The organism is 'Nostoc azollae' 0708 (genome assembly GCF_000196515.1).
Classification (GTDB): Bacteria; Cyanobacteriota; Cyanobacteriia; order Cyanobacteriales; family Nostocaceae; genus Trichormus_B; species Trichormus_B azollae.
The window spans coordinates 1,575,144-1,601,328 of the sequence record NC_014248.1; the positions used below are offsets into that span (position 1 = coordinate 1,575,144).

Annotated in this window: 24 protein-coding genes and 9 pseudogenes; 17 read left to right on the top strand and 16 right to left on the bottom strand. The window is 38.9% G+C overall.

Annotated elements, in window-relative coordinates; translation table 11 throughout:
- Positions 1-252 precede the first annotated feature (252 nt).
- Positions 253-573, bottom strand: a complete 321-nt coding sequence (locus AAZO_RS32730) for a hypothetical protein (protein ID WP_013190726.1) — start codon at positions 571-573, stop codon at positions 253-255.
- A 390-nt stretch (positions 574-963) separates the two neighbouring features.
- Between AAZO_RS32730 and AAZO_RS07190 the strand changes: the two genes are divergently transcribed.
- From AAZO_RS07190 to AAZO_RS07205, 4 genes are all read left to right on the top strand, one after another.
- Positions 964-1,689 carry a pyridoxine 5'-phosphate synthase gene (locus AAZO_RS07190; protein WP_013190727.1) on the top strand — a complete coding sequence of 242 codons (726 nt, stop codon included), beginning with the start codon at positions 964-966 and terminating at the stop codon, positions 1,687-1,689.
- 109 nt (positions 1,690-1,798) lie between these two features.
- Positions 1,799-2,524, top strand: a complete 726-nt coding sequence (locus AAZO_RS07195; protein WP_013190728.1) for a nuclear transport factor 2 family protein — start codon at positions 1,799-1,801, stop codon at positions 2,522-2,524.
- Between the two features lie 64 nt (positions 2,525-2,588).
- Positions 2,589-2,915: an MgPME-cyclase complex family protein gene (locus AAZO_RS07200; protein WP_013190729.1), complete on the top strand. Its 327-nt coding sequence runs from the start codon at positions 2,589-2,591 to the stop codon at positions 2,913-2,915.
- Between the two features lie 80 nt (positions 2,916-2,995).
- Positions 2,996-3,712 carry a hypothetical protein gene (locus AAZO_RS07205; protein WP_041642759.1) on the top strand — a complete coding sequence of 239 codons (717 nt, stop codon included), beginning with the start codon at positions 2,996-2,998 and terminating at the stop codon, positions 3,710-3,712.
- Positions 3,713-3,772: 60 nt separating this feature from the next.
- On the opposite strand, the gene AAZO_RS07210 is transcribed toward AAZO_RS07205, so the two are convergent.
- From AAZO_RS07210 to folD, 3 genes and pseudogenes are all read right to left on the bottom strand, one after another.
- A complete protein-coding gene (locus AAZO_RS07210; RefSeq protein WP_013190731.1) occupies positions 3,773-4,228 on the bottom strand; it encodes a divergent PAP2 family protein in 456 nt (151 codons plus the stop codon).
- 313 nt (positions 4,229-4,541) lie between these two features.
- Positions 4,542-5,472, bottom strand: a pseudogene (gene crtE / locus AAZO_RS07215) (geranylgeranyl diphosphate synthase CrtE).
- A 192-nt stretch (positions 5,473-5,664) separates the two neighbouring features.
- Positions 5,665-6,543, bottom strand: a complete 879-nt coding sequence (gene folD, locus AAZO_RS07220) for a bifunctional methylenetetrahydrofolate dehydrogenase/methenyltetrahydrofolate cyclohydrolase FolD (protein WP_041639624.1) — start codon at positions 6,541-6,543, stop codon at positions 5,665-5,667.
- Positions 6,544-6,813: 270 nt separating this feature from the next.
- Here folD and AAZO_RS07225 point away from each other — a divergent pair, with 270 nt between their 5' ends.
- The 4 genes from AAZO_RS07225 to AAZO_RS07240 all read left to right on the top strand — a co-directional run bounded on the left by AAZO_RS07225 (position 6,814) and on the right by AAZO_RS07240 (position 9,665).
- On the top strand, positions 6,814-7,236 hold the full coding sequence (locus tag AAZO_RS07225) for a hypothetical protein (RefSeq protein WP_013190733.1): 423 nt from the start codon (positions 6,814-6,816) through the stop codon (positions 7,234-7,236).
- 9 nt (positions 7,237-7,245) lie between these two features.
- Positions 7,246-7,644: an NUDIX hydrolase gene (locus tag AAZO_RS07230; protein ID WP_013190734.1), complete on the top strand. Its 399-nt coding sequence runs from the start codon at positions 7,246-7,248 to the stop codon at positions 7,642-7,644.
- Positions 7,645-7,866: 222 nt separating this feature from the next.
- Positions 7,867-8,964 (top strand): AI-2E family transporter, encoded by a 1,098-nt coding sequence (locus AAZO_RS07235; RefSeq protein WP_013190735.1) that lies wholly within the window; start codon positions 7,867-7,869, stop codon positions 8,962-8,964.
- 17 nt (positions 8,965-8,981) lie between these two features.
- Positions 8,982-9,665, top strand: a complete 684-nt coding sequence (locus AAZO_RS07240) for a DUF4276 family protein (protein ID WP_013190736.1) — start codon at positions 8,982-8,984, stop codon at positions 9,663-9,665.
- Between the two features lie 272 nt (positions 9,666-9,937).
- On the opposite strand, the pseudogene AAZO_RS29280 reads toward AAZO_RS07240, so the two are convergent.
- From AAZO_RS29280 to AAZO_RS41080, 5 genes and pseudogenes are all read right to left on the bottom strand, one after another.
- Positions 9,938-10,424: pseudogene (locus AAZO_RS29280) on the bottom strand (IS4 family transposase); the annotation flags it as partial.
- Positions 10,381-10,680, bottom strand: a complete 300-nt coding sequence (locus AAZO_RS43475; RefSeq protein WP_041639625.1) for a hypothetical protein — start codon at positions 10,678-10,680, stop codon at positions 10,381-10,383. The gene AAZO_RS43475 and the pseudogene AAZO_RS29280, both read right to left, overlap by 44 nt.
- A 339-nt stretch (positions 10,681-11,019) precedes the next feature.
- A complete protein-coding gene (locus AAZO_RS26180; protein WP_049790609.1) occupies positions 11,020-11,208 on the bottom strand; it encodes a peptidylprolyl isomerase in 189 nt (62 codons plus the stop codon).
- A complete protein-coding gene (locus AAZO_RS26185; protein WP_049790610.1) occupies positions 11,193-11,441 on the bottom strand; it encodes a hypothetical protein in 249 nt (82 codons plus the stop codon). Before AAZO_RS26185 ends, AAZO_RS26180 begins: the two co-directional genes overlap by 16 nt.
- A gap of 11 nt (positions 11,442-11,452) precedes the next feature.
- Positions 11,453-11,584: a hypothetical protein gene (locus AAZO_RS41080; RefSeq protein ID WP_266888689.1), complete on the bottom strand. Its 132-nt coding sequence runs from the start codon at positions 11,582-11,584 to the stop codon at positions 11,453-11,455.
- Between the two features lie 483 nt (positions 11,585-12,067).
- On the opposite strand from AAZO_RS41080, the pseudogene AAZO_RS07255 reads away from it, so the two are divergent.
- The 8 genes and pseudogenes from AAZO_RS07255 to mutS all read left to right on the top strand — a co-directional run bounded on the left by AAZO_RS07255 (position 12,068) and on the right by mutS (position 19,040).
- Positions 12,068-13,081: pseudogene (locus tag AAZO_RS07255) on the top strand (IS701 family transposase).
- A 133-nt stretch (positions 13,082-13,214) separates the two neighbouring features.
- Positions 13,215-13,319 carry a transposase family protein gene (locus AAZO_RS37325; RefSeq protein WP_228371555.1) on the top strand — a complete coding sequence of 35 codons (105 nt, stop codon included), beginning with the start codon at positions 13,215-13,217 and terminating at the stop codon, positions 13,317-13,319.
- Between the two features lie 986 nt (positions 13,320-14,305).
- The gene (locus AAZO_RS07260) at positions 14,306-14,494 is read left to right on the top strand and encodes a hypothetical protein (protein WP_144031254.1); all 189 of its coding nucleotides are present in this window, start codon (positions 14,306-14,308) and stop codon (positions 14,492-14,494) included.
- Between the two features lie 409 nt (positions 14,495-14,903).
- A pseudogene (locus tag AAZO_RS33475) lies at positions 14,904-15,131 on the top strand (IS4 family transposase); the annotation flags it as partial.
- Between the two features lie 122 nt (positions 15,132-15,253).
- Positions 15,254-15,622: a transposase family protein gene (locus AAZO_RS07265; RefSeq protein WP_041639628.1), complete on the top strand. Its 369-nt coding sequence runs from the start codon at positions 15,254-15,256 to the stop codon at positions 15,620-15,622.
- 45 nt (positions 15,623-15,667) lie between these two features.
- Positions 15,668-15,916, top strand: a pseudogene (locus AAZO_RS41085) (transposase family protein); the annotation flags it as partial.
- Positions 15,917-15,981: 65 nt separating this feature from the next.
- Positions 15,982-16,155, top strand: a complete 174-nt coding sequence (locus tag AAZO_RS41090; RefSeq protein WP_266889367.1) for a hypothetical protein — start codon at positions 15,982-15,984, stop codon at positions 16,153-16,155.
- A gap of 320 nt (positions 16,156-16,475) precedes the next feature.
- Positions 16,476-19,040 carry a DNA mismatch repair protein MutS gene (gene mutS / locus AAZO_RS07270; RefSeq protein WP_013190739.1) on the top strand — a complete coding sequence of 855 codons (2,565 nt, stop codon included), beginning with the start codon at positions 16,476-16,478 and terminating at the stop codon, positions 19,038-19,040.
- Between the two features lie 309 nt (positions 19,041-19,349).
- On the opposite strand, the pseudogene AAZO_RS33485 reads toward mutS, so the two are convergent.
- The 6 genes and pseudogenes from AAZO_RS33485 to AAZO_RS07305 form a co-directional block, all read right to left on the bottom strand.
- Positions 19,350-19,433 (bottom strand): annotated as a pseudogene (locus AAZO_RS33485) (M50 family metallopeptidase); the annotation flags it as partial.
- 128 nt (positions 19,434-19,561) lie between these two features.
- Positions 19,562-20,449 (bottom strand): FHA domain-containing protein, encoded by an 888-nt coding sequence (locus AAZO_RS07280; RefSeq protein ID WP_013190741.1) that lies wholly within the window; start codon positions 20,447-20,449, stop codon positions 19,562-19,564.
- A 65-nt stretch (positions 20,450-20,514) separates the two neighbouring features.
- Positions 20,515-21,237 (bottom strand): 6-phosphogluconolactonase, encoded by a 723-nt coding sequence (gene pgl, locus AAZO_RS07285; protein ID WP_013190742.1) that lies wholly within the window; start codon positions 21,235-21,237, stop codon positions 20,515-20,517.
- A 302-nt stretch (positions 21,238-21,539) separates the two neighbouring features.
- On the bottom strand, positions 21,540-22,325 hold the full coding sequence (locus AAZO_RS07295; protein ID WP_013190744.1) for an MlaE family ABC transporter permease: 786 nt from the start codon (positions 22,323-22,325) through the stop codon (positions 21,540-21,542).
- A 65-nt stretch (positions 22,326-22,390) separates the two neighbouring features.
- Positions 22,391-23,131, bottom strand: coding sequence for a ribonuclease PH (gene rph, locus AAZO_RS07300; protein WP_013190745.1), 741 nt, complete (start codon positions 23,129-23,131; stop codon positions 22,391-22,393).
- A gap of 81 nt (positions 23,132-23,212) precedes the next feature.
- Positions 23,213-23,758: pseudogene (locus tag AAZO_RS07305) on the bottom strand (nucleoside monophosphate kinase).
- A gap of 774 nt (positions 23,759-24,532) precedes the next feature.
- Between AAZO_RS07305 and AAZO_RS37335 the strand changes: the two are divergent.
- Positions 24,533-25,075: pseudogene (locus AAZO_RS37335) on the top strand (P-loop NTPase family protein).
- Between the two features lie 85 nt (positions 25,076-25,160).
- On the opposite strand, the pseudogene AAZO_RS07310 reads toward AAZO_RS37335, so the two are convergent.
- Positions 25,161-26,000 (bottom strand): annotated as a pseudogene (locus AAZO_RS07310) (nitrate ABC transporter ATP-binding protein).
- Between the last annotated feature and the right edge of the window lie 185 nt (positions 26,001-26,185).

Genomic DNA, 26,185 nt, shown 5'->3' on the forward strand with positions numbered 1-26,185 from the left:
GATCCCCAACCTACAGAAAAGTGATCACAACATATCTGGATTTTCACCCAGTTCTCTTAATCTAGCAGCCAATTTAGCTGCTTTAGCTTTAGCTTCTTCCTCTCGTGCTTTAGATTCCTCCGCTTGTACAACTGCAATTTTTGCTTGTTATTTAGCTGCCTCTTCTGGTCAGAAAACTAGATTTCCCGCAACATCATAAAACCGCACCCAAATTGCACTTTATCTATCTATAGTTCCTTCCCAAGTTCCTAACTAAAAACCCAAACGTCTACACCACAACCAAGCATTTTCTTGTCGCATTCGCTCATTTTTAAGTCTTGTAGAACCAAAAGGCTCAAAATCAATTTCGAGTTTGTCTAATACAAGTTTAATTAAATCACCAATAAGTTCTTTATATTTTTCGTGTTCGGGTAGAGAAACCATAAATTTTAGCCGGTCATCACTATAATAAATACGTGGAGCACACTTTTCTACCATTTCCTCTAGAATGTTTTCTAATTGCTGCCAATTAATATTTTTTAGTAACATCTGTTGACATAGTTCGACAATAATTTGTTGCAGTTCTAAAAGCATATCGCCTTAGACATTGTCATCCTAATTTTAGATTTTAGATTTTAGATTTTAGATTTTAGATTTTAGATTTTAGATTTTAGATTTTAGATTTTAGATTTTAGATTTTAGATTTTAGATTTTAGATTTTAGATTTTAGATTTTAGATTTTAGATTTTAGATTTTAGATTTTAGATTTTAGATTTTAGATTTTAGATTTTAGATTTTAGATTGACTCCACGGATAAGTCCGGGGGCTTGTAGCATCAAGGAATTATTGGTCAATTTTTGGATAATTGTCTTTCTTTAAAAAAAATATGTCCAAAAATAAAAATCTAGTTTCCACGTTCACCACTCAATTGGTATTTTCTGTAAAATCAACATCTGAAAGACAGTAAAACAGGAGAAACCAGGCGTGCCTACACTCGGTGTAAATATTGACCATATCGCTACTATTCGCCAAGCCAGACGGACTGTAGAACCAGACCCTGTAGCGGCTGCGGTATTGGCAGAATTAGCAGGTGCAGATGGAATTACCGTACATTTACGTGAAGATAGAAGACATATTCAAGACAGAGATGTGAGAATTTTAAGACAAACGGTGCGCTCGCACTTAAACTTAGAAATGGCTGCAACCGATGAAATGTTAGGAATTGCCCTCGACATCAAACCAGATTATGTAACTTTAGTTCCCGAAAAGCGCCAAGAAGTAACCACAGAAGGCGGTTTGGATATTGTCGGGCAAATTGCTAGAATAGGGGAGATAGTTGATAAATTGCAAAATGCTGGCATTCCCGTCAGTTTGTTCATTGATGCTGAATCAGCACAAATCCAAGCTTCTGTCAAGGTACAGGCGAAATTTATTGAACTGCACACAGGACAATATGCTGAAGCAAAAGATGAAATAACCCGCCAACGTGAACTAGGTTTATTAGCACAGGGATGTGAGCAAGCAATTAAAGCTGGTCTGCGAGTAAATGCTGGTCATGGACTCACATACTGGAACGTTTATCCAGTAGCGGCACTTCCAGGCATGGAAGAACTAAATATTGGTCATACTATCATCAGTCGGGCGGCTTTAGTGGGAATAGAAAGAGCCGTCCGAGAAATGAAACAAGCCATGTCGCTGGGATCCAATTAAGAATTAAAAATTAAAAATTCAAAATGAAGAAACATTTTGAATGGTATTAGGGGGGTATTAGCTGCGTAATCCTACAAGATTAAAGTGACATTTGTAACTTAACACTTCTATGACTTCCACACAGTCTAACAACCTGCCTCTTTGGGTACAAGACCGGGATACAGTGATTGCATACAGTAGCCATGCCGAATGGCGCTATCAAACACCACCGGATTATACTCGTTCCAAAGAAAATCTAGCTAAGGAAAGTACCTGCAATCACTTAGAAGGTACACTAGAAGCGATTGTACAGAACTTGGTGAGAACCTTCGAGATGGAGGTATCTTACAAAAGTAACCCCCAGCAATGGTTATCTGTGGTAGGTGAGAAATTTCGGGTCAGTACCAATGGTGGTAAAGAGTATACAGCAGCAGATTTATCCGCCCAAGGTAGTTATAACCTATTTATGGCTGATTCCCAACATTACAAAGCTTCGGAAGAAAGTTTTGAATCATCAGCTAAAATATTCCACAGCACATTTCCACAAGGTTTTCCTTGGGAAGTGCTACAAGTGTACTCAGGACCACCTAATGTTACATTTAAGTGGAGACACTGGGGACATTTCCAAGGTGCTTACAAAGACTTTGCACCTACGGGGGAAACGGTGGAACTTATCGGTATAAGTGTAGCTCATGTTACTGATGATTTAAAGATTCTGTCCGTGGAACACTATTTTGACAACAACCTGTTCTTAGAAAAGCTGACAGCAGGTGGCACACTGGTCAATAGTGAAAACGAAAAGAAAGCTAGTGGTTGTCCCTTCAGTTCTTGGTTTAAGGGATTCAAAAAAAGTTAACTGTTCAGGGTACAGCAGCCGTACTGTACCCTATAAATTATTAAATAGTAACCCAAGGAAGAAAATGAAAACGTACTATTACGTTTTGGCTAGTCAACACTTTCTACTGGAAGAAGAACCAATACACGAAGTGTTGAAGGAACGCACCCGTCATTATCACGAACAAGAAAAAGAAATTGATTTTTGGTTAGTGAAAAACCCAGCTTTTCTAGAAGCGCCAGAAATGGCAGAAAATAAATCTAAGTGTCCTAGACCTCCAGTAGCAATTATTTCCACTAATCATCAATTTATTAATTGGTTAAAATTGCGTCTAGAGTATGTAATTACTGGACAATTTGAGGCTCCTTCACCACAAATTCCTGATCCTTTAGCATCTTTAACAACTGTGTAATCAATTAGAATATATGTAGGCATTCTGGCTTGGTGCTGAATGCTTACAAACATTTACAAACATATAATATTAGGTATCAAATGTTTGTGCAAAGATTTCATTCTTTACCAAGTGCTTTATTATTAGCAATAACTACACTCACCGCAGGCATCGCCCCTTTAATTAGTAGGATTAATCCTGTTTTTGCCCAACTAGTTATTCCTGTTTGTCAACCTCCTAGTAAGGGGGAGTATCTTTTATTAGTTGTTAGTCCCACAACTAATAGTCAAGAGCAATTACGCAGTGCTTTACCATCGGATTTAAAAACTGTTACTTGTCAATATTTGAATGAAACAGTAACCCGGATTGGTGGTTTTAAAAAGATTGATGATGCTAATCGTTGGGCAAAATATGTTAACAATATTGTCGGTTTATCTGCCATTATCACGACTCGACTAACTGCACCAACAATCCCACCGCCAATAACAACATCAAAAACAATCGCAGCGGCAATAACCTCATCGGCAGTTGTTCCAAATCAGATACTTAGCTATAATCCCAGAGTCTTAGGAGATGGTTTTGCTGTATTGGTAGATTATTTCAACCGCCCCGAACTGGCTAATAGTGTTCAAAGAGCAGTTGGGGGTAATGTGGGTCTTGTTTCTTATGGACAACGCTCTTATTTATTGGCTGTTTATACTACCAATCAAACAGAGGCATATAATACATTACAAAAACTAAATGAAAATGGTTTTTTTCCCCTCTTAGCAGATGGTCGAAAAGTCATATTACTGCGTTCAGTTGTGAATTCCAAGTAACTGGTAATTCGGAATTGGTGATTGGTGATTATTCCTCTCCTAATTGCCAATAACTAATGACTAATAAGCAGCTCTAGATAGCCAATAAATAGTTATACCTAAAGCTGAACCGACTATTACTTGAACTGGTGTATGTCCCAGGAGTTCTTTGAGTCGGTCTTGGCTAAATTCCGGTTTTTCATGAAATAATTCATCAATCATTTGATTAAGTATTCGAGCTTGCTTACCAGCGGCTTGGCGCACTCCGGCAGCATCGTACATGACAATGATCGCAAAAATTACAGCTACGGCAAAATCAGGGGATGCCCAACCCAGAGTTTGCCCCACACCAGCAGCTAAAGCCGTTACTAAGGCCGAATGGGCGCTGGGCATACCTCCTGTGGTGACTAAGACACGCATATCTATTTTGCGATGTTTAATCACTTCTACGATGAGTTTTAATCCTTGAGCCACAAAACAAGCTACAAGAGCAACCAGCAGCACCCGGTTGTTGAAAATGTCGCCTATGTCCTGCATGGTATTTTGATTAAGGTGAATTAAATTACAGCAGATTGTAGATCAATGAGGTACAGAATCTAAATTGAAACCTAGACAGCAAGAGAGTTTTACTCCTGACTCCCGACTCCTGACTCCTGACTCCTGCTGTATAAGCAGCAGTTGTGTGTTGAGAAGCAGTTTTTTTACACCAGTAGTCAGCGTTCAGCATTCAAACCAGTTTCGTGGATGATTTTGTGACTAAATTTTGTACTTGCGATTTTAAATTTGGGATAGGTTTATCTAAAATCCAAAATCGTCAGTCCAAAATCCAAAATTCTTCTGTCTTTTGACCCTAGTGATCGCGATTAATGATAAAGTGTGCGATGGACTGGAGAGGAATTGCTTTGTCTCCATAGAATGCCAATTCTACACAAGCTTCCTCAACTAGTTGTTGTGCTTTAGCTCGTGATTCTTCGATTCCCCACAGGCTAGGATAGGTGACCTTCTCAGCTTTGAGGTCTTTACCTACAGTTTTTCCGAGTTTTTCTTGAGTGGCAGTGATATCGAGAATATCATCTATGATTTGGAATGCCAGCCCAATATTTTGAGAATAACGAGTTAATTTTTGTATATCTTCTGGGGATGCGTCGGCGATAATTCCCCCACACACACACACAAGCTTCTAAAAGTGCGGTGGTTTTGTGGTTATGAATAAAATTCAGAGTTTCTAGGGAAATATCTGATTTACCTTCCGATTCTAAATCTACAACTTGACCACCAACTAAACCCGCAGCCCCAAGCGCCTTACCCAAACGGGCAATGACGTGTAAAGAGCGCTCTGATGGCACATTTCTCGGGGTTTGAGTGGCTAAGAACTCAAAAGCTAAAGCTAATAAGCTATCCCCGGCTAAAATCGCAATATCCTCACCGTAGACTTTATGATTTGTCAACTTACCACGACGGTAATCGTCGTTATCCATTGCTGGTAAGTCATCATGGATCAAAGACATGGTGTGGATCATCTCCACTGCACAAGCCGTTGGCATGGCCATTTCCAGTGTACCGCCAATCATTTCACTGGTAGCAAGGCAGAGAATGGGACGTACACGCTTACCTCCGGCTAAGAGGGAGTAGCGCATGGCTTCATAAATCTTTTCTGGATAAACGACAGGAATAGCTTGGTCTAAGGCAGTATCACAAAGCTTTTGTCGTTCTTTAAGATAGGCAGCGAGGTTAAACCTAGCTTGTTCTGATTTCTTTTGAAAGTTATCCGTTGCTACCATACTGCAATTCCTAAACTTTTCGGTTGATCTTGATCTGTGTGACAATTTTACGGTGTGGTGGAGCAGAAACACTCACTAGGGGTTCAATTTTGGATTTTGGATTTTAGATTTTGGTGTGATTCCATAGTGGAAACTAGGAACTTTGACCAGAAAATCTCAAATCGGCGCAGTTAGCTGGGAAATTATCACTCCTTAATTACTGGTCGCCTGCAAATAGCTAGATACTGTATTTTGCAACAACATAGCGACTGTCATCGGACCAATACCACCCGGAACAGGGGTAATATATTCTGCCACCATAGCCGTTGTGGAAAAGTCAATATCGCCAACCAGACGACTCTTACCACTGCTATCAGTAATGCGATTTATCCCCACATCTACCACAACAGCGCCCAGTTTCACCATCTGGGCAGTGATTAATCCAGGAATACCAGCTGCTGCAATCAGAATATCAGCATTTTGGGTGATGGTTTTTAGGTCTTGGGTTCGAGAATGGGCAATAGTGACTGTCGCATCAACCTCTAACAGCATCAATGCCATTGGCTTACCAACTAAAATACTACGTCCTACTACCACTGCCTGTTTTCCTAGCAAAGGAATTTTATATTCTTCCAGCAGCCGTATCACTCCAGCAGGGGTGCAACTGCGTAAACCTGCTTCACCCCGCACCAGTCGTCCTAAATTAACCGGGTGAAGTCCATCAGCGTCTTTATCTGGTGCAATTCTATGTAAAAGGCTTATTGCATCTAAATGTTTAGGCAAGGGCAACTGTACCAGAATCCCATTTACCTGTTCATCCTGGTTAAGTTCAGCAATCACATCCTCTAGTTCAGTTTGGCTAGTTTGGGTGGGAAAATGCTTACCAAAAGAGGCAATGCCCACTTTAGCGCAGGCTCTTTCTTTGTTGCTGATATAAGCTGCTGAAGCTGGGTTATCACCAACCATCAACACAGCTAAACCAGGAGGTCGTCCAATTTTCAGTTGTGATTCTGTAATGGTAGCAGCCAATTCTTTCTGGATTTTAGCAGCTAATGCTTTACCATCAAGGATTTTTGCAGTTTGTGTTTCCATTGTCATTAATGAGAAGAAGAAGTTCAGGAATATTACTATAGCTTGCGTGACGACGTAGGAGTTATACACCACGCTATGCCTACAGCACACTACGTAAACACTATCAGAAGTATGGCTTACGCCACGCTCCCCTATTAGGAGTTGAGAAATTCAGTAGTTCAGAATTTCCCAGTCAACGACTATTTTCTCAGATTAGCTCTGTCAACTGAAGGATAAAGAATAGATAGTATGAATACAAACTTCGAGAAATTGGTGACAAGGTAAGGATTAATGGAAAAATTCTCTCATTTGCTGGCTTTTATGAAACAAGCACAACTTTCTTATTTAAGATTCTTTCACCAAGGATTGCTTGTTCTTCTGGTAATGGGATTTTGTAGTTGTGGTAATGGTAAACCTACAGAATTGAACTTAAATAATTTGAGGATTGGTGCTAATGTCACACCGATTCGAGAAATTAAACCAGTACAGGATAATAAAACTACAGTTTACATCCAAGGCAAAGTAGAAAAAAAAGCTCCTTTAATTAAGCAACGAGCATATCAAATTGCTGACTTAACGGGGAAAATCTGGGTTGTGACTAATCAAACCAATCTGCAAGTGGGACAAGATGCAGTATTTAAGGGCAGAATCAAATACAAAAGTATTCCCTTATCTGGACAGGAGTACGGTGAAGTTTACTTAGAAGAAGAATAATATAATATTATGAACAATCCAATTGAGGAAGTAGCTATCGCCATTCTTTACCAAAATAACAAGTTCCTCATGCAACTGCGGGATAATTTTCCTCATATTGTCCATCCTGTTTGTTGGGGATTATTTGGTGGACATCTAGAACCAGGAGAAACCCCAGAAACACCACTTATGAGGGACGTTATTGAAGAAATCAATTATGAACTACCATCTTTTAGCAAATTTGGAATGTATGCCGATGAAAACATTATTCCTCATGTTTTTCAGGCTCCATTATTAGTAGGATTAGATCAATTAGTTTTAAATAAAGGGTGGGATATGGTATTACTAAGACCGGAAGATATTTTCCAAAGTAGTTATTATTCAGTAATAGCTGAAGAAGTAAGGCCTTTAGGAATTACCCATCAATAGATTATGCTGGATTTTCTTCATGACTTAAGCAAATAGCATATTCAGTAGGGCGCGTCACAACTATAAATTGGTTAGTATCAAAAGATGTTCGACACTTGATTTACCCTTCAATAGACATTGAATGTGACACTTGCTTAATAAAAAATTAGTACAGCACGGACTCAATAAAGAAACCATTCTAAATATCTCAATCAACTGAATCAATCAAGAACATTACAACTCATGCAAACAATCGACAAATTACCAAGATGGTTAAGTATAGGTTTGGCTTTTCCTATTGCCATTCTTAACGGTTGGTTAGTAATCCAAGTTATTCAATATTTCCAACCTTTAGTCAGTGTTATTTCTGTTGCCATTTTATTAGCTTTTGTCTTGGATTATCCTATCAAATTTTTTCATAAACGCGGAGTACCACGTAACTTAGCAATTGTGGGAGTTTTACTGATAGCAGTAGTAATTTTGGGGGCTGTAGGCGTAATTTTAGTACCCTTAATTTTTCAACAACTCAATGAATTAGTTAATATTCTCCCAGTTTGGATTGATTCGGGAACTAAACAATTACAAGTTTTTCTGAATTGGGCAGCTACACAACAAGATCTACCAGTTAATATCAGTGGTTTAGCTACACAGTTATTGGAAAGAATTTCTAGTCAATTTCAATCTTTTACCGGTAAGATTCTTAGTTTTGCATTTGATACTATTGGATTTTTAGTTAATTTACTATTAGCAGTAGTTTTAACTATTTATTTAACCTTAAATGGTGAAAAATTATGGAGTGGGATTTATCAATGGTTTCCCTCCAATATTAGCACCAAAGTAAGAGAATTACTCAAAGAGGATTTTCAGAATTATTTTATCGGTCAAGCAACATTAGGAGCGATTTTAGCAGTGACAGTTACTTTGGCATTTGTAGCGTTAAGAATTCCTTTAGCTTTGTTGTTTGGAATAGGTATTGGTATTTTCTCTCTTTTCCCTTTTGGAACTGGAATAGGTATTGGTATTGTGAGTTTATTGGTAGCGTTAGAAAATTTTTGGGAAGGGGTAGAAGTTGCAGCGATAGCGGTAACAATTGACCAAATTAATTCTAATATTGTTGCACCAAGGATTTTGGGTAATTTGACCGGTTTAAATCCTGTTTGGGTGGTGATTTCTTTGTTAATTGGTGCGAAGTTAGGCGGCGTTTTGGGTTTGTTGGTGGCTATTCCTATCGCTAGTTTTATTAAAGATATTGCTGATAGTTGGCGGGCGGGTGAGTTGAGAAGGGTTGAGGAGGTAATTGAAACCCAGAAGTGCGAGGAGGTTAACACGGAGGTTCGCTGAGCTTTATTTGAGGGATTTTGGTAAAGTTTAGATGGGTAGATAGGAGGGGTAGATGGAAGGTAAAAGAGATTAGAATTTATATAGAAGGTGGTGGAGATTATAAAAATACAAAAAAATTAATTAAGGAAGGATTTGCACGTTTTTTACAACCTATTGCTGATACCGCAAGCAGTCCAAAAATTAAATGGGATATTATTATTGGTGGTACTTATAATCATGCTTTTAGGGACTTTAAGAATGCTTTCAAATCTTATGCCGATACTTTTGATCTGTCGTTTCTTGATGGAGAAACACCTGTGAAAATAAATTCTCCTTGGGAACATTTGAAAGCTAGGGATAATTGGGATGAACCAGTAGTAGTTGATGATCATAATTGCCATTTAATACTACAAACAATGGAAGCTTGGTTTATTGCTGATATTGCAACTCTGAAAAAGTTTTATAGACAAGATTTTAAAGAAAATTCTATTCCCAAAAATGCTAATGTGGAGATTATTTCAAAAGATATTTTAGAACCTACTCTCAAAACTGCGACTGGTAGCACTACCAAGGGAGAATATCACAAAATCAAACACGCCTATAAGCTGTTAGAATTGTTAGATGTAGCTAAGGTTTGTCAAGCTTCCCCTTATTGCGATCACTTGTTTACTATATCTGTATCAAAAAGGACTGGATTAATCAACGACACTGAGAGAAAATAAAGAAAATTGGCTCTTCATTACTTGTTATGCTAAATATGTCTGTAAATCAGCTTGAAACCCTTGCTGGGTAATAATAACAGTCCTTATTCTTAGGGTTTGAGGCAAAATTACTGAAATTGACGTTATAAATAAATGTCTATAAGGCTTGATTTTCAAGGCAATTGACGGAATTTAATTAAAATTTCAACATAATAAGTTCCCAAGAACCAGAAAAGTTGATTTATATGACAATATCAATGCATTGGTGACAAATTAAGGCTGAAAGTCTTTTGTCAAGAGGCTTTTGGAGAAATATGGAAAAAGAATTGGTCAAGCCCTCGTTGAAGATCAGGTAAAGGAGCGACAATTAACCTAACATTTGGTTTTCGCTGCTGTTTGATAATACCTAAATCTCGATTTTGGGGGTCAGTAAAATACTTAACTTTCTTCTGTTGCCTTACCTTTTTAATGAGCCATCATCAAATGATAAAGACGACGATAAATCATTTCTAATGAGATTTCATCAAAGGGCAGAGAAAGTTCATCCGCTACGGCATCACGTAAATCTACTAAAACACCATAAAATAACCAAGTCGCCCAAATTTATAATTGAATTCAATTGATTGAACCCGTCCATAAATAACTTAAACCCAAGAGTCTTTTTACTGTATTACAGGCATCTTAAACCCGCCAACGTCCCCGATATGAATCGGCTACCACATAAGGTGGTAAAACATTAGGGTCTAACACGCTTGTTAAATAAGAATGCCATTGTTTTTCCTGACCCCACTTCGGCTAACATTCTTGTCAGTGCTCTGACGCCGGCACTGACCCATAATAAGGTTAACAGCGCAGCCATCATGAACGGTAAATTCAGTATCCGTTTTCTGAGTCCTAATTTTCGGTAGTAGTTTTCTTGATTTGTAATGGTTGGTGTCAGTAATCCTGAGAGTTGCTCGGCAATTACTTGATCTTCTACGAGTAGTCTGTGTTTCCTTTTTGTGTAGTCTCGATTGGTTTTTCGCCTCTGTGTCATGGCTGGTAACAATCGCTCAATTACTTGCCTATAATGAGTTACTCACGATTTTAACCACTGCAAATACCAGCCTTGACAATTTCCCCTTTTCCTTAACTTGTCATCAATGCTTACCATAGACAGAATTTAGAATTTATTGTTGAGAGCGATGATTTTGAGATTTTGAATTTGAGTGGCTAAAATTTTGAGCGAGCGCCTATAATAAAAGGAAGTTGTAAGCAAAGATTAGGCTTTGATAAAGCCACTTTCACTCTTCGCCAATCATTCAATAGCAAGCTGGATATTCATTTATTGCAATTTATCTTGCAACCACTCTTCAAATATCTGATTTTCTAGCTCTTATTTCAGTTCTCCTGCTAGGGTAGCACTGAGGACCTCTTCGACTTTCAACAAGTAGTAGAGATCATCAATTTCAAAAGGGTCAATTATTTGACCAGGGATAACGTTTAAAGTTGCTGCTTGGATGAAATCGGGCATTTCTTTACGACTAATTGCTCCCATTACACCACCTACTACAGCATCATCCACAACAGAGTGTTATTTGGCGAGTTGGTAAAATCAGCGCCATTTTGCTCAACTTGTTGGCGTAAATCTTGGGCTAAGTTGGAATTGTCTACAACCATACGAGAGAAAACAAATTGCTCTAGTAACCGTTGGTTTTGGGTAAAATATTCGTCAAGTTTGGGTTCTCTAACTTGGGCTTTGAGTCGATCTAGTTTGAGTCGAAAAGCGACAGATGCACTAAAATCAGCAAAATTCATGCCGTTAGTGCTCAGCTATTACGCGACTCTGGTTTGACAAGTTGCTGTTGGAACTGAAAATCGATGATATATTGCTCTACTGTATCAATATCTGCCATGGTAGATGTTTCTTGTTTAAGAATATACTGTTGCACTATTTCCATTAAGAAAGGTTGTAGTTTGCCAGCAACCTGGAGATCTCTAAGAGCATGTTTGGAAAGTTTTAAGAGGTATAAATTGTCATTAGACCTGTCAAGAAAATTAACTTGGTGTGAAAGAAATGCTAGAAGGGAATCTTGAAGGTGTAGCAAAAGGAAAGATCCACTAAATTAACTATATTCAAGACAAGAATATCCACATTTTACAAAACAAATACTGGGAATAACTAACCATGAGTTTCAAGACTTGTTAGCCCAAGCTGAAATGCAGCATAAAAAACTTCAAGGTGATATAGAAAGTAAAAAGAAAGATACCAGGACTTAGGCAACTGGCACAGGCGATGGGTGAAATATACTACACCGATATTAAATGAATCGGATATGGAAAGCTTTATCAACCCATAAGAAGTAGCTGCAACAGGAAACATTATTGAAATATTCATGAGAAAATAGGTAGGAGATTGTATTACATAAATGTTGCTGAGGGTAATGGGATTTACTAAACTTGATTACTGGCAATACTTATTAAGTAGTCAAATTAATTATACAGTTACTAACTTAGCAGAGCATTTAGAAAGTATTAGCCATGATGCAATTAACTATTATTTAAAAACCGAAAAGTTAACATCTCGTCTACTATGGGATAAGGTGAAAGAGGTAGTAGAACCTGATGGTAATGGGTACATCATATTTGATGATAGTGTCTTAGACAAAAGATATTCTGAAGAAATAGAGATGGTGAGGAAACAATATAGTGGTAATGAACATGGCATACTCCAAGGAATTGGTGTAGTCAGTTGTGTATATGTGAATGCTAAAGTTCAAAGATTTGGGGTAATAGATTACCGCATTTTTAATGCTGATGTGGATGGTAAAACCAAGATAGACCATGTGAAAGATATGCTGCAAAACCTGGTGTATCATCAGCTTTTCTCCTTTGATACGGTTTTGATGGACACATGGTATGCAGTGAATAGTTCCATGCTGTATATTAATAGTTTAGACAAAATTTATTATTACCTTTTAAACAAGAATCGGTTAGTTGATGATACATTTGCCAAGGAAAAAGATAAACCTATTGAATTATGAGAATGGAGTACTGAAGAGTTAGAATGTGGTAAAATTATAAAAATTAAAGGGTTTCCCGCTCAGAAAAAAGTGAACCTATTCCGGGTTGCTGTTTCTAGCAACAGAACGGATTATGTCGCTACTAACGATTTATCTCAAAGTTCTACGAATGTTGTACAAGAGGTGTGTAAAATTCGTTGGAAAATCGAGGAGTTTCACCGAGAGATTAAACAAATAAGTGGCATTGAATCTTGTCAATGTCGTAAAGCTAGGCTTAAAAGAAATCATATTGCTTGTGCAATGTTGGTTTGGATTAGATTAAAGAATTTAGCCTATCAGACTGGTCAAACTGTTTATCAAAACAAGCATAGATTGCTTTCTAATTATTTAATTCAGCAACTAAAATGCCCAAGTCTTCCTATGTGCTTGGTTTGAGTTCAATTATTGCGTACCAGGGCTACATCCGGCCCCCTATTTGTGCCAGTTGCGTAAGTCCTGGATACGTATAAATCAGAAAGGAGGAAGGGGGAAACGGAAACTAGAGATAAAAGAATAGGTATGTCTGTGCTTGTTCTATTTGACGAAAATGCCAACATTTGATGTTTTAGGTTTGCATTTCGGTATATGGAAAACGGAAGCAAAGGACACATTTCATTACTGGCTAGAGATATGAAGAGATGTTTTCCCTCCTAGTCTCCGTGAACAGCTAGAAAAACATGATAGGGATTATACCATGGCGACTCAGAACAAAAGGCAGGAAGCAAAGAGTTTTCCACCAAGGGTATTGTTGTTGAACAGGTCATTAGACTTGTAAAAATATTCCGGGTACCTCAACAAAGATTTCCCCTGGATTCCCCAGTTTACTCACAAGTAATTCTTACTAACTATTTGTGGTTTAGTCACATTAGGAATTGGTTCATTAGTTTTGCCCATTTCATAAATGTTATGGATATGAGGTCAGTTATGAATTTGTCATCAACATCTTCATGGATAGGAACTATCCGTAACTATTCCCAAACCTGATTCTTTCCTTGGCTCTTTCCTCATCTTAACACTATGGAAAGCCAGACACAGACTCCTTTGTAAATTGTCGGAGGCCTCTATTCTAAGCGTAATGAAATGGAGAGTATCCCGAAGGGATACTCTCCCAGTTATTCTTCCAGTCGCTCTTTTTATTAGCCGTTTTTCTGTAAGCGGAGCCCGAAGAGGAACTATTTTTCTGTACCCTTTTGTAGACTATATTCTGCCCCGTCTTTTACCCTGAGAAAAGTAAGAATTAAGTAGGTAGACACAAATAAACATAACTATGTAACAAAATGTAAATTACTTGAAACCCTTGGGATTGGTTGATTCCCCTTTGCTGCATTCGCCATAACATAGTTATAAATTTTTCCGCCCACCTACTTATACAGGCATGATCCTATACATTTATGTCAAATACATTTATGTCAAGTAATTAATGTAGTGCGTCATATAATTTGTCTAGCCAGACAGCCGCGCCACAATGTCATAAAAAATCCCTGGTTTTGATCAAAAGCCAGGGTAACGAAACACATAAATTCAGTCTTAATTATAAGTGATGCAAAACACAGTCCATCTACCTGCATCTATTGGTCACAAGTTAAGGAAAAGGGGAAATTTTCAAGGGTGGTATTTGGAGTGGTTAAAAATAGTGAGCAACTCATTAATAGGCAAGTAATTGAGCGATTGTTACTAGCCATGACACAGAGCCGAAAAACCAATCGAGACTACACGAAAAAGAAACACAGACTACTCGTAGAAGATCAAGTAATTGCCGAGCAACTCTCAGGATTACTGACACCAACCATTACAAATCAAGAAAACTAAGTAGGTGGGCGGAAAAATTTATAACTATGTTATGGCGAATGCAGCAAAGGGGAATCAACCAATCCCAAGGGTTTCAAGTAATTTACATTTTGTTACATAGTTATGTTTATTTGTGTCTACCTACTTACTACCGAACATTAGGACTCAGTGAACGGATACTAGACCTCTTGCAGAATTAATTTTATGTTACAATGCACCTTTGTCTTTGTTCTAGCCAAAAGTTAGAGTTACACGGTTATGTTTGAATTAGCGATCGCAAAGAACACCAAAAATACATAAAATCTAAAACTCTCTTTCATACCACATAAACAATTTTGCAAGAGGCCTACTGAATTTACCGTTGATCATGGCTGCGGTGTTAACCTTATAGTAACTGGCGAACCCGAAGGGTTCAAGATTGGAGGCATTGCATTCTTATGGAACAAGCGTGTTAAACCCTGATGTTTTACCACCTGATGTGGTAGCCGATTTATATCGGGGACGTTGGCGGATTTAAGATGCCTGTAATACAGTAAAAAGACTCTTGGGTTTAAGTTATTTATGGACGGGTTCAATCAATTGAATTCAATTACAAATTTGGGTGACTTGGTTATTTTATACTGTTTTAGTAGATTTAGCTGATGCCGTAGGGGAACAACAGTTCCATTTCACAAGGGACGCGACATTTCACCAACTTCGTTACGTAAGGTCATTACACCTATCTTTAAAAGAAATTTTGTGGGAAAATAAACATAAAAAATGTAACTGTGTATATCAATAATGACAAGTCCCCTAGCAAGAATAGAATTCTACCCCCAGGAATCAAAAAGATTAATTGGGATTAAGTATGAAGAGTTTATCACATTAGTAGCATTAGCAGAAGAAAGCCATCTAGAGAAACAAGCAGAAATTGAAAAAATAAAAATTAGGTTAATAGCGTCTGGAGGAGGACGTAAAGCAGAAATGACCCCAAAGGAGGGAGTATGTCTATACCTAGTAAAACTGAGACGGAAGCTAACATTTGAAATTCTAGAATTACTGTTTAATCTATGGAGGATAAAAGCAAATAGCACATTTAATTATTGGGTAGAAATTCTGATGGAAATTTTACCTATCTCCCAAATGAAAGAAGCAAAAAAAGATGAGTGAAAGTATCAAGAATTATGGGAAGTACTGAGTGAGTATGAATTACTAATAGATAGTGCAGAAGAAGCTATAGAAAGACCAGGTAACTATCAGGAGCAGAAAAAAAATTATTCAGGCAAGAAGAAAATACACACTCTAAAAAATCAATTTAGAGTATTGCCAGGATGTGAAGATATAGTTGATATTTATATTGGAGAATTAGGTAAGATAAGCAAGATTACACTATTTAGAAATAATCGCCAAAACCTAGATGCCAAACAAAGATCTTCCGGAGACGAAGCTTGTATAGGAGAATAATTTATTACTACACCTTATTAAGAAGCCCAAAAAAGCTGAATTTTTAGAGATTTAAAAATAAGAAAATATCTTCAAGAAGAATTGGTGTTGAACATCTCATATGTAGAGTCAAAACTTTTCGAGTAGCTAGTGATAGATTTCCTTTAGCTGGACATGGTTATAATCCGGTGATAATGGTAGTATGTGGATTAGTTAGGTTAGATCTAAATTATTCATTTATACTAAGTCATGATATTTGAATCATCAGCCTTTAGATTATCTTTTTTAGAAGGCTATGTTTCTCAAAACTTTTAATAATTTTGATATTTTCATCCCCAAACCCATATTTTTGCCTTCAGCCATAATTAGTATTTCATCCCAGTTATAGTTCGTGTAACGCTTTCACAGTAAGCTTTTTATCTTGTGTGGATAAGTCTATTGGTGACATAAATTTGACAGTTGAGGAAGTGCTGGAAACTCGGTAAAAATAAATAAACTTTAAGCGCTCGGACTCCATCCCCCACATCACGCTATGATCAAAGATAGTGTCTAAACTGTGCCTAAGATCTCAGCATATACCATGACGACTCCGACACCAGAACACAATCAACCAAATACACCTCTTAGGGATACGAAACTGGTAGAAGACCGCAGCAAGCTGAGTAAGATGTATCAGCACTATGTAGAAATGAAGGATAAATATCCTCATGCGTTGCTACTATATCGCGTCGGTGATTTTTTTGAAACATTTTTCCAAGACGCTGTAACCGTATCCAGAGAATTAGAATTAGTTTTAACCAGTAAACATGGTGGTGAGCTTGGTCGTATTGCTATGACTGGTGTACCTCATCACGCTTGGGAACGCTACACAACTCTACTCGTAGAAAAAGGTTACGCTGTGGTGATTTGTGACCAAGTTGAAGATTCATCGGAAGCAGTGGGTTTGGTAAAACGCGAAGTAACCCGCATCCTTACCCCTGGGACTTTGTTGGAAGAAGGAATGCTACAAACAAGTCGCAATAATTATTTGGCGGCTGTGGTAATTGCTGTCAATCATTGGGGGTTGGCTTATGCAGATATATCAACTGGAGAATTTCTCACCTGTGAAGGTAGTGATTTAGAACACTTGACCCAAGAGTTAATGCGATTGCAACCATCGGAAGTGTTGTTTCCTACCAACGCCCCCGATTTAGGTACTTTACTGCGTCCAGGGGAAACTTCGCCATCTCTTCCCCAATGTTTACCACCTACATTTTGTTACAGTTTGCGATCGCAACTTCCCTTTTCTCAATCCGAAGCTAGAAGTAAATTATTGCAGAAATTCAAACTGCGATCGCTCGAAGGCTTAGGTTGTGAACATCTTCCCCTCGCAGTTCGCGCTGCTGGTGGACTTTTGGAATATATCGAAGATACCCAAAAACAAAACCCCGTTCCTCTGCAACTATTACACACCTACAGCCTAACCGATTATCTTATCGTTGACCACCAAACCCGACGTAACTTAGAAATTACCCAAACCGTGCGCGATGGCACATTTCACGGTTCTTTGTTATGGGCTTTAAACCGCACTACTACCGCCATGGGTGGACGAGCCTTAAGAAGATGGTTGTTACAACCGCTACTTGATATTAAAGGCATTCGAGCGCGACAATATACCATTCAAGAATTATGTGAAAATACTCCTTTACGTCAGGATTTACGGAGATTATTACGGAAGATCTATGATTTAGAACGTTTAACAGGTCGTGCAGGTTCAGGAACAGCCAATGCACGGGATTTAATGGCTTTAGCTGATTCTTTCTCTAGTTTACCTGAATTATCTCGTATAGTAGAAGATGCGCGCTCGCCATTCTTGAAAGCTTTGCAAAAAGTACCACCTGTACTAGAGGAACTAGCAGAAAGGTTACAGGCTCACATCGTAGAATCACCACCAATCCATCTCAAAGAAGGTAGTTTGATTCGCCCCGGGATCAACCCGCTTTTAGATGAAAGAAAAGCTACTGTAGAAGCGGATCAAAAATGGATTGCAAATCTAGAAGTTGATGAAAGAGCGAGAACAAGAATCCCGACTTTAAAGGTAGGATTTAATAAAACCTTTGGCTACTATATTAGTATTTCTCGTTCCAAATCTGACCAAGTACCTGATAATTACATCCGTAAGCAAACTCTGACGAACGAGGAACGATACATTACTCCAGACCTGAAAGAACGAGAAGCGCGGATTCTCACAGCGCGAGATGACTTAAATCAGTTGGAATATGAGATTTTCGCTGCTTTGCGGGATGAAGTCGGTTCTCACGCGGAAACCATTCGTAATATTTCCCATGCGGTAGCTGCTGCTGATGTATTATGCGGATTAGCTGAGTTAGCGGTACATCAAGGTTACTGTTGTCCGGAAATGGTGGAAGGATGGGAAATTGAGGTTATTGATGGTCGTCATCCAGTAGTGGAACAATCTTTACCAGCGGGGTTTTTTGTTCCTAACTCGACAACATTGGGGACTGGGAATGAACCTACTAATCACCAATCACCTGATTTAGTCATTCTCACAGGGCCGAATGCGAGTGGCAAGAGTTGTTATTTACGTCAAGTGGGGTTAATTCAGTTGATGGCGCAGGTTGGTAGTTTTGTGCCAGCGCGTTCTGCTAAGTTGGGAGTGTGCGATCGCATTTTTACCCGTGTAGGTGCTGTAGACGATTTAGCAACAGGTCAATCTACATTTATGGTAGAAATGAATGAAACTGCAAATATTCTCAATCATGCAACTGTTAAATCATTAGTTTTATTAGATGAAATTGGCCGTGGAACAGCAACATTTGATGGTCTTTCAATAGCTTGGGCTGTAGCAGAATATTTAGCAGTAGAGATTAAATCTCGGACAATTTTTGCAACTCACTATCATGAATTAAATGAATTAGCGAGTATTGTTTCTAATGTGGCTAATTATCAAGTTACCGTGAAAGAATTACCTGATCAAATTATCTTTTTACATCAAGTTCAGCCAGGTGGTGCTGATAAATCCTATGGTATTGAAGCAGGAAGATTAGCAGGTTTACCCACGGTGGTAATCAAGCGTGCAAAACAAGTAATGGGACAAATTGAAAAACATAGTAAAATTGCTGTGGGTTTGCGTGAAGGACTGTAATTAGGGTTTGCTAAAAAAGTCTTTTCGTAAGGGCTATGAGTCAGGAGTCAAGAGTCAGGAGTCAGGAGGGAGAATTAGAAGGAGGTAAGAATAGTATCGAATCTGGGAAGGTGACTGGCTATGGCTTACGCCAAGCTACCCTATTGCCTGCAGCACTGGCAATTAATTGGTTTTTGATGGTTTCAAGGCTTATTCCTTGGACCTTATTCACCTTTTCAACCCCTGAAACTCTTGAGTTATACAGGTTTTCTGTTTATATGGCTTAACGCCAAGCTACGCTATCAGCCAGTTCAATGGATTTTTTTAGCCTATTAGCCATGTTAGCCCCATTCGTTCAACTTCTGGAGGAGCTTCTTGAGATAGCAAAGGTTGAAAATCTTTTGGTTCTTTCATGGATGATATTCCTGATAATTAATCGTAATTCGTAAATTATAATTACTCATTATTAATTACGAATTACGTATCGCTAAAGCCTTCGCACAGCGTGCCTCCGGCACTATTATCAATTACGAATTATTCGTCTAAGAGAGTTGAAATAAGAAAGTTACCAAATCTCCCTTACCCAGACTAATGCGATCACCTGGACGTAAGCGGTGTCTGTTCCCTGGTAATAGCGGCAAATTATTAATATAGGTGCCGTTAGAACTACCCACATCTTCTATATAGTGAGCATCTCCCTCAACACGGATATCTGAATGAATCCGGGAAACAATTTCTGAATTGGGAAATCCAGCCACATCTATATCTGGGGGAATGCGGTCATTAGGTTTACCGATATGAATCACAGAGAGATTTTGCGGTAATTCAATTTCTTGATTACTCTGAACATGGAATAGCCCCGCCACTACTTGCTGTAGTTGGGTTCTAGACGCAGTTACCACAGGTGCTTCTGGAGGTGCAACTGTTTCTGGAGGTGCAACTGTTTCTGGAGGTGGAACTGGTACAGGTAGTGCAACGGCTTCTGGAGGTGGAACTGGTACAGGTAGTGCAACGGCTTCTGGAGGTGGAACTGGTACAGGTAGTGCAACGGCTTCTGGAGGTGGAACCGGTGCTGGTGTTGGGATAGGTTGTGGGGCTACTGCTACTACTGTTGGGGGTAGACTAGAACTAGTAGGAGCGCCTAGTCCCAGAGCATCTGCTTGTAAAAGTTCTAACATTGGATCAGGAGTAACCAACGGTGGCACTTCCACAGGAATATCGGGCGTCATCGTTGATCCTACTACTATTGCTTCTACTGCAACAGCGTTAGAGTGTAGGTTATAACCACACTGACCACAAAAAGCAGCATCTGCTTGTACCGTTGCCCCACAACTGGGACAGTTAGTAGTAGCTGGTAACGGTGTGTAGCAAGCTTCACACTGAACAGCGCCGTCTGGATTGGGATGATTGCAATTCGGGCAGACGATCATGGATTTAAGCCTTTGTCAAGGTCATCGTAGAATATATTCTGGCAAGCAGTTATCAGTTAACTGATTTAGGGTCTGAGTTCCAAACCTGCGGCTGCATCTAGCAGCCATAACAATTTTCCTTGGGGTTTAATTAAGCGGGATGGATAAGCAAAATCATCAGCGACTGGTGCAAAAACTTGAGCTAAAGCAGGTCGTTTATTAGCACCAGCAGCTAAGAAAATTACATTCCGTGCAGCGTTGATCAATGGGTAAGTGAAAGTGATACGAAGATTATCATCTTTATTACCCACAGTTACCAAGCGATCGCTCACTTTCAGAGCTTCTGAGTGGGGAAACAAAGATGCAGTATGGGCATCATCACCCATTCCTAGTAAAATTACATCCAAAGCAGGAAAGTTTCCCGGTGGAGAATTGAAAAATTCTCGTAGATGCCGTTCATGTTTAGCAGCATCTACTGATGGATTGCCTGATAAAGTTGGTATGGCGTGAATATTCGTTGGGGGGATAGCTACGCGGTCTAGCCATGCAACACGTGCCATCAATTCATTGCTATCAGGATGATTTGGTGGTACATAACGTTCATCTCCCCAGAACACATGAATTTTATCCCAACGCAGGTTTGAACAGGCTATTGCTTCGTACAAGGGCTTGGGTGTGGTGCCACCAGATAAAGCAATAGTAAATTGCCCCCGTTCCCGAATAGCAGTTTCCAATTTGGACAGGATCAAATCTAGGGCCCGTGCTACCAGCGCAGGCAGATCCGGTAAAACTTCAACCGTTTTGTTCATAGCTTCATCATCACATAGCCGGCTTCCAGCAATACAATACCTAACTTCTGACTATTTCCCTTTTTAACTTTTGAAACTTTTAAGATCATGAGGAGGCAGTAGTCAGGAGTCAGAAGTATGGCGATCGCTACGCCTACAGTACAATCTGTGTAGCAAGCTTCCCATAAGGTACGCTATCAGTAGTTAAGGACGCAAGAGGTGATTCTTCCCCTACACCCTTTTCTTTCCGCATTACTGTTATAATCAGCAACTTGAGTCTATTATCTTATAACTAATCACTGTTAACTGTTAACTGTTAACTGTTAAAGTATCGGCTTCTCAAATAGTATTAAGGCCAGTATAAAATCCATGATAAAAATGGCTACCCACGTAGTGACAACTGCCGTTGTAGCAGATTCTCCTACTTCCTTAGCCCCTCCTTTGGTAGTCAGTCCCCAACTACAACCATTAACTGCAACTATCAGTCCAAAAATTAACCCTTTGAGCAAAATAATAAAAACATCTGAAGGTGTTAAAAAATCTCGGACTGATTCTAAAAATGTTTCTGGTTGAACTTGATAAAAATATGATGCTGCAAAAGCTCCACCTGTGATGCCCATAATTACAGCAAGAATCATCATCAAAGGCATCATCAAACAGCAAGCAATGACTCTTGGCAGGACTAGATAATCAATGGGATCAGTTTTGAGCATATAAAGAGCATCAATCTGTTCAGTCACTCGCATTGCTCCTATTTCGGCGGCAAATGCTGAACCTACCTGTCCGGCGATAATACTAGCGGTCAAGATTGGTGCTAATTCTCGGCAAAAAGCCAAAGCAAAAGCACCTCCTACATTTTCCACAGCACCAAATCTCACTAATTCTCTGGCTGTTTGAATGGTGAAAATCATTCCTGCAAAACCACTAACGAGGAGAACTGGTGGCAGGGAAGCCGGACCAGCTGTAACTGTATGTTCCAACACCTTACCATAATAGGTTTTTCCTTGAAGTATATGTAGCGAGATTTGACCAAACAGCAGCACTGTGGACAAACAGCGGACAATCCACAATTGCTCTAAATTTTTAGTTGGTTGCAATTTTACCGCCATTAGTCTTGACTTTTGTTATTTGTTAGTATTTAACACAAGTGACCATTGACGGGAAATATTGCATCCTAATTTCCTATCAGAGTCTTCCAATTAGTAATGGCATCCCGTTGAGCAATTAATAATTCCTGAATTCCTTTTTCGGCAACATCCAGCAACTTATTCAATTGCTGACGGTTAAAACTACCTTCCTCTGCTGTTCCCTGGACTTCTATAATTTCCAAGTTTTGATTCATAACTACGTTAAAATCGACGGTGGCAGCTACATCTTCAATGTAATTAAGATCCAAAAATGCTTCTCCTGCCAATAAGCCAACTGAAACTGCTGCCACTTGTCGACACAGAGGTGATCGCTCTAAAACTCCCTGCTGCAACATTTGAGAAATAGCATGAGCTAAAGCTACAAAACTGCCTGTAATTGCTGTTGTTCTTGTCCCAGCGTCAGCTTGCAACACATCAGCATCTATAATCAGCGTCCGTTCTCCCAACACCTCAAAATCTAAAGCTGCTCTTAAACTGCGTCCAATTAAACGTTGGATTTCTTGTGTTCGTCCCGATAATTTCAATAATTCCCTTTCCTGTCGTTTTTGAGTAGCCGATGGTAACATCCTATACTCAGCCGTCAACCAACCTTTACCAGTCCCATTTAAGAACTTAGGCACACTATCAGAGACGCTAACAGTACAAAGTACCTGCGTATCACCACATTTAGCCAAAACTGAACCAGAAGCAAAGCGGGTGAAATTAGAATAAAAACTTAAGGGACGAAGTTCGTAAGAATTTCGTCCATCGGGACGCTGCCAAGCCATGGGAATTTCCTCAAATATCAGTTATCAGTGAAAAAAGGTAATAGGTAATAGAATATTCTTCCCCTACACCCCTACCTCTAACTACCCAAGTAAATTAAGAATATTCTGCTGTACCTGTTCTGGGGAATCATCACCATTGATAGTTAACAGACGGCGACGAGGGTCATAGTATCCTAAAATAGGAATAGTGCGATCGTAGAATAATTCTACACGCCGCTGGACAATTTCTGGTTGATAATCTGGGAGCGATCGCGCTAAAGAACGACTAACCATCACTGCCTCTTACACTTGCAGATAAATTGCCCAATCTAAATTTTTATTCCAAAGTGTCCAGCAAAAAATCTAATTCTTCAGCTTGAAAAGCAGTCCGAGGATAACCTTCTAATATCCACCCACAATTAATATCCTCCCGCCTAACCGGAACTCTAATAAATGCAATCATCATTTAATCTGGTACTAATTCCCATTTTTCAACATAAGGTTTAGCATAGCGAACTAAATCACGTATTTCACCATAGCCATCGCTGGAATTATCATCAAATAAGCTTCCCGTAAAATCTCACCTCTTGAAATCAGACGAACATCAAAGTATTTGCAGAGCCTTTTTGCTTGAGTGCTTTTCCCCAATCCTTAACCTCCTAAAATTACCAATTTCACAACAATTTACGCCTCATCATCTTAAATTTATTTATTTTCTCCCTCTGTGTTTCGCAAGTAAAATGATAAACCTGATAAACCTACTATTTCCAGGATTTGTTAGCCCCTATCTTTAATTTTTAATTTATAGCGATCGCTAAAGATAAGTAGGTGGGCGGAAAAATTTATAACTATGTCATGGTGAATGCAGCAAAGGGGAATCAACCAATCCCAACGGTTTCCAGTAATTTACATTTTGTTACATAGTTATGTTTATTTGTGTCTACCTACTTATTTAGGACATCAACTAATAATAAAATAGACATACAAACGTAAGCATTCAGCTAATGCCTAATGGCACGCTACGCGAACAGCTATCAGCAGTCAGGTTTTTCAGGCTAACGCCAAAAAGACCTATTGAATAATTAACCAATTTCTCAAATATTCTCACTCCTGACTCCTGAATTGTTACATACAAACAACTTTTAACCCTGCCAGTATCTGGCTAACGCTCATGAAGAAGCCTGTTATTTTCTATATAGACACCGCCAACTGTTGGTTTGTATTTTTACAACTACTTTCCAGCACAAAACTAAAATCTCAATAAAAATCCCTCTTGACTTCAGACTAAATCTAGTGTTTGGCTAAGAATGCTAATCAAAAAATACACTACTCAGCAAAAAACAAATTGATTATACAGCCTAAAATTCCGTTTACTACTATCAGAAGCTATTTAATTTATTGTTACTTTTTAAACTTAGCCCTATGGTTGCCCAACTAGACACCCCTAGTATTAATTCGACTCTCAGCTTACCATACTCAGTTCAGGGACTAGTGCAGGTTTTCACCAGTTCGCACCGTAACTTTTTTACTAGCGTTATGTCTCAGGTGCTAAGAATCGCTGGTCAAGGTACACCAGTCTTAATAGTGTAGTTCCTCAAAGGTGGTATTCGTCAAGGACAAGATTAACCGATCCAAGTGGGACAGAAGTTAGATTTGATTCGCTGTGGCCTAAGTGTAGTATATTAATACAGCACACTTAGAGGAAATAGAAGATCAAGCCTTACAACAATTGTGGCAATTTACACAAACAGTCGTATCTGAAGGGAAGTATTCTCTTGTTGTTTTGGATGAGTTAAGTTTAGCTATTAACTTTGCCTGAATTCCAGAATCGGAGGTTTTAGCATTTCTGACAAAACGCCCTCCTTATGTTGATATCATTCTGAGTGGACCGGAAATGCCCAAATCATTAAATTCTTGGATGTAGCAGACCAAATTACAGAAATTTGTCGTAGTCATCAGCCATAAGAAAATTTGCCAAGAGGATTTCTTAGCCGAGCTTAATATCTATTTTATAAATATATAGGCGAAGTGAAGTTCGCCCTAATGTTGATTAAGCTACATTATCATGACCAAAGCTGCTAAACAGAAAATCTAGCGCATAGTTACGGAGTTGCTAATATTGAGGATCTTCCATAATTCTTGCTCTATCCCATGGTTGAGAAAAAGGAATTTCCATCACTTCCCCAATTTTGGCTGATAAGTTGGTCATCATTACCAACTTATCAGCCAAAAACAAAGCCTCATCAATATAATGAGTAATCATCAACACCTTACAACGGTTATCATTCCAGATTTTCAACAACTCTTCCTGTAACTCTTCCTTGGTGATAGCATGCAAAGTACCAAAAGGTTCATCTAAAATCAACACCTTGGGACGAATAGGTAAAGCACGAGCAATAGAAACACCGTGTTTCATCCCCCCAGACACTTGCAGGGGCTTCTTTTCCATTGTGTCAGGTAAACCCACCATTGCCAAATAATCAAGGACAATCGCCCGTTTTTCAGCTTCTGGTTTAGTCGGGTAAACTGCATTTACAGCCAAATAAATATTTTCAAACGGAGTCTACCAAGGTAACAGCGCATAGTTTTGGAAAACCACCATTCTATCTGGAGCAGGTTTAGTAATTGGTTCTCCTTCTAACAGGACTTGTCCGGTGGTAGGAAAGTTAAAACCAGAAACCATGTTTAAAAGCGTTGATTTACCGCAACCAGAGTGGCCGATAACGCAAATAAATTCCCCTTGTTCAAAGTTGAGATTAACACCATGAAGGACGGTAAATAGTCCATTGTTGGTGGGATAAACGTTCCAAACGTCTTGAATTTGTAAAAAAGGTTGACTGCTGTTAATTTGGGTAGATGATTTGGTAGGAGTTAGGGTACTGTTTTGCATAGTTTGGTAATTGGTAATTATTAGAAACTGGGAATGCTATCATGAGGCTCTACCTCTAATATCAAGGAAGGTAGATTGTTCCATAATTCATTCCCATACAGAGTATGGGAACTGGAAATGAGAAATTAAACAAGAAACGATAAATTTTGTTTACCGTAGACAATACAGCAGGAGTCAGGAGTCAG

Excerpts from the sequence above, each read along its gene's own strand:
- AAZO_RS32730 (WP_013190726.1), bottom strand. The coding sequence starts at position 573 with ATGCTTTTAGAACTGCAACAAATTATTGTCGAACTATGTCAACAGATG.
- AAZO_RS07195 (WP_013190728.1), top strand. The coding sequence starts at position 1,799 with ATGACTTCCACACAGTCTAACAACCTGCCTCTTTGGGTACAAGACCGG.
- AAZO_RS07200 (WP_013190729.1), top strand. The coding sequence starts at position 2,589 with ATGAAAACGTACTATTACGTTTTGGCTAGTCAACACTTTCTACTGGAA.
- AAZO_RS07205 (WP_041642759.1), top strand. The coding sequence starts at position 2,996 with ATGTTTGTGCAAAGATTTCATTCTTTACCAAGTGCTTTATTATTAGCA.
- AAZO_RS07210 (WP_013190731.1), bottom strand. The coding sequence starts at position 4,228 with ATGCAGGACATAGGCGACATTTTCAACAACCGGGTGCTGCTGGTTGCT.
- folD (WP_041639624.1), bottom strand. The coding sequence starts at position 6,543 with ATGGAAACACAAACTGCAAAAATCCTTGATGGTAAAGCATTAGCTGCT.
- AAZO_RS07225 (WP_013190733.1), top strand. The coding sequence starts at position 6,814 with ATGGAAAAATTCTCTCATTTGCTGGCTTTTATGAAACAAGCACAACTT.
- AAZO_RS07230 (WP_013190734.1), top strand. The coding sequence starts at position 7,246 with ATGAACAATCCAATTGAGGAAGTAGCTATCGCCATTCTTTACCAAAAT.
- AAZO_RS07235 (WP_013190735.1), top strand. The coding sequence starts at position 7,867 with ATGCAAACAATCGACAAATTACCAAGATGGTTAAGTATAGGTTTGGCT.
- AAZO_RS43475 (WP_041639625.1), bottom strand. The coding sequence starts at position 10,680 with ATGACACAGAGGCGAAAAACCAATCGAGACTACACAAAAAGGAAACAC.
- AAZO_RS26185 (WP_049790610.1), bottom strand. The coding sequence starts at position 11,441 with ATGAATTTTGCTGATTTTAGTGCATCTGTCGCTTTTCGACTCAAACTA.
- AAZO_RS41080 (WP_266888689.1), bottom strand. The coding sequence starts at position 11,584 with ATGGAAATAGTGCAACAGTATATTCTTAAACAAGAAACATCTACCATG.
- AAZO_RS07265 (WP_041639628.1), top strand. The coding sequence starts at position 15,254 with ATGACAAGTCCCCTAGCAAGAATAGAATTCTACCCCCAGGAATCAAAA.
- mutS (WP_013190739.1), top strand. The coding sequence starts at position 16,476 with ATGACGACTCCGACACCAGAACACAATCAACCAAATACACCTCTTAGG.
- AAZO_RS07280 (WP_013190741.1), bottom strand. The coding sequence starts at position 20,449 with ATGATCGTCTGCCCGAATTGCAATCATCCCAATCCAGACGGCGCTGTT.
- pgl (WP_013190742.1), bottom strand. The coding sequence starts at position 21,237 with ATGAACAAAACGGTTGAAGTTTTACCGGATCTGCCTGCGCTGGTAGCA.
- AAZO_RS07295 (WP_013190744.1), bottom strand. The coding sequence starts at position 22,325 with ATGGCGGTAAAATTGCAACCAACTAAAAATTTAGAGCAATTGTGGATT.
- rph (WP_013190745.1), bottom strand. The coding sequence starts at position 23,131 with ATGGCTTGGCAGCGTCCCGATGGACGAAATTCTTACGAACTTCGTCCC.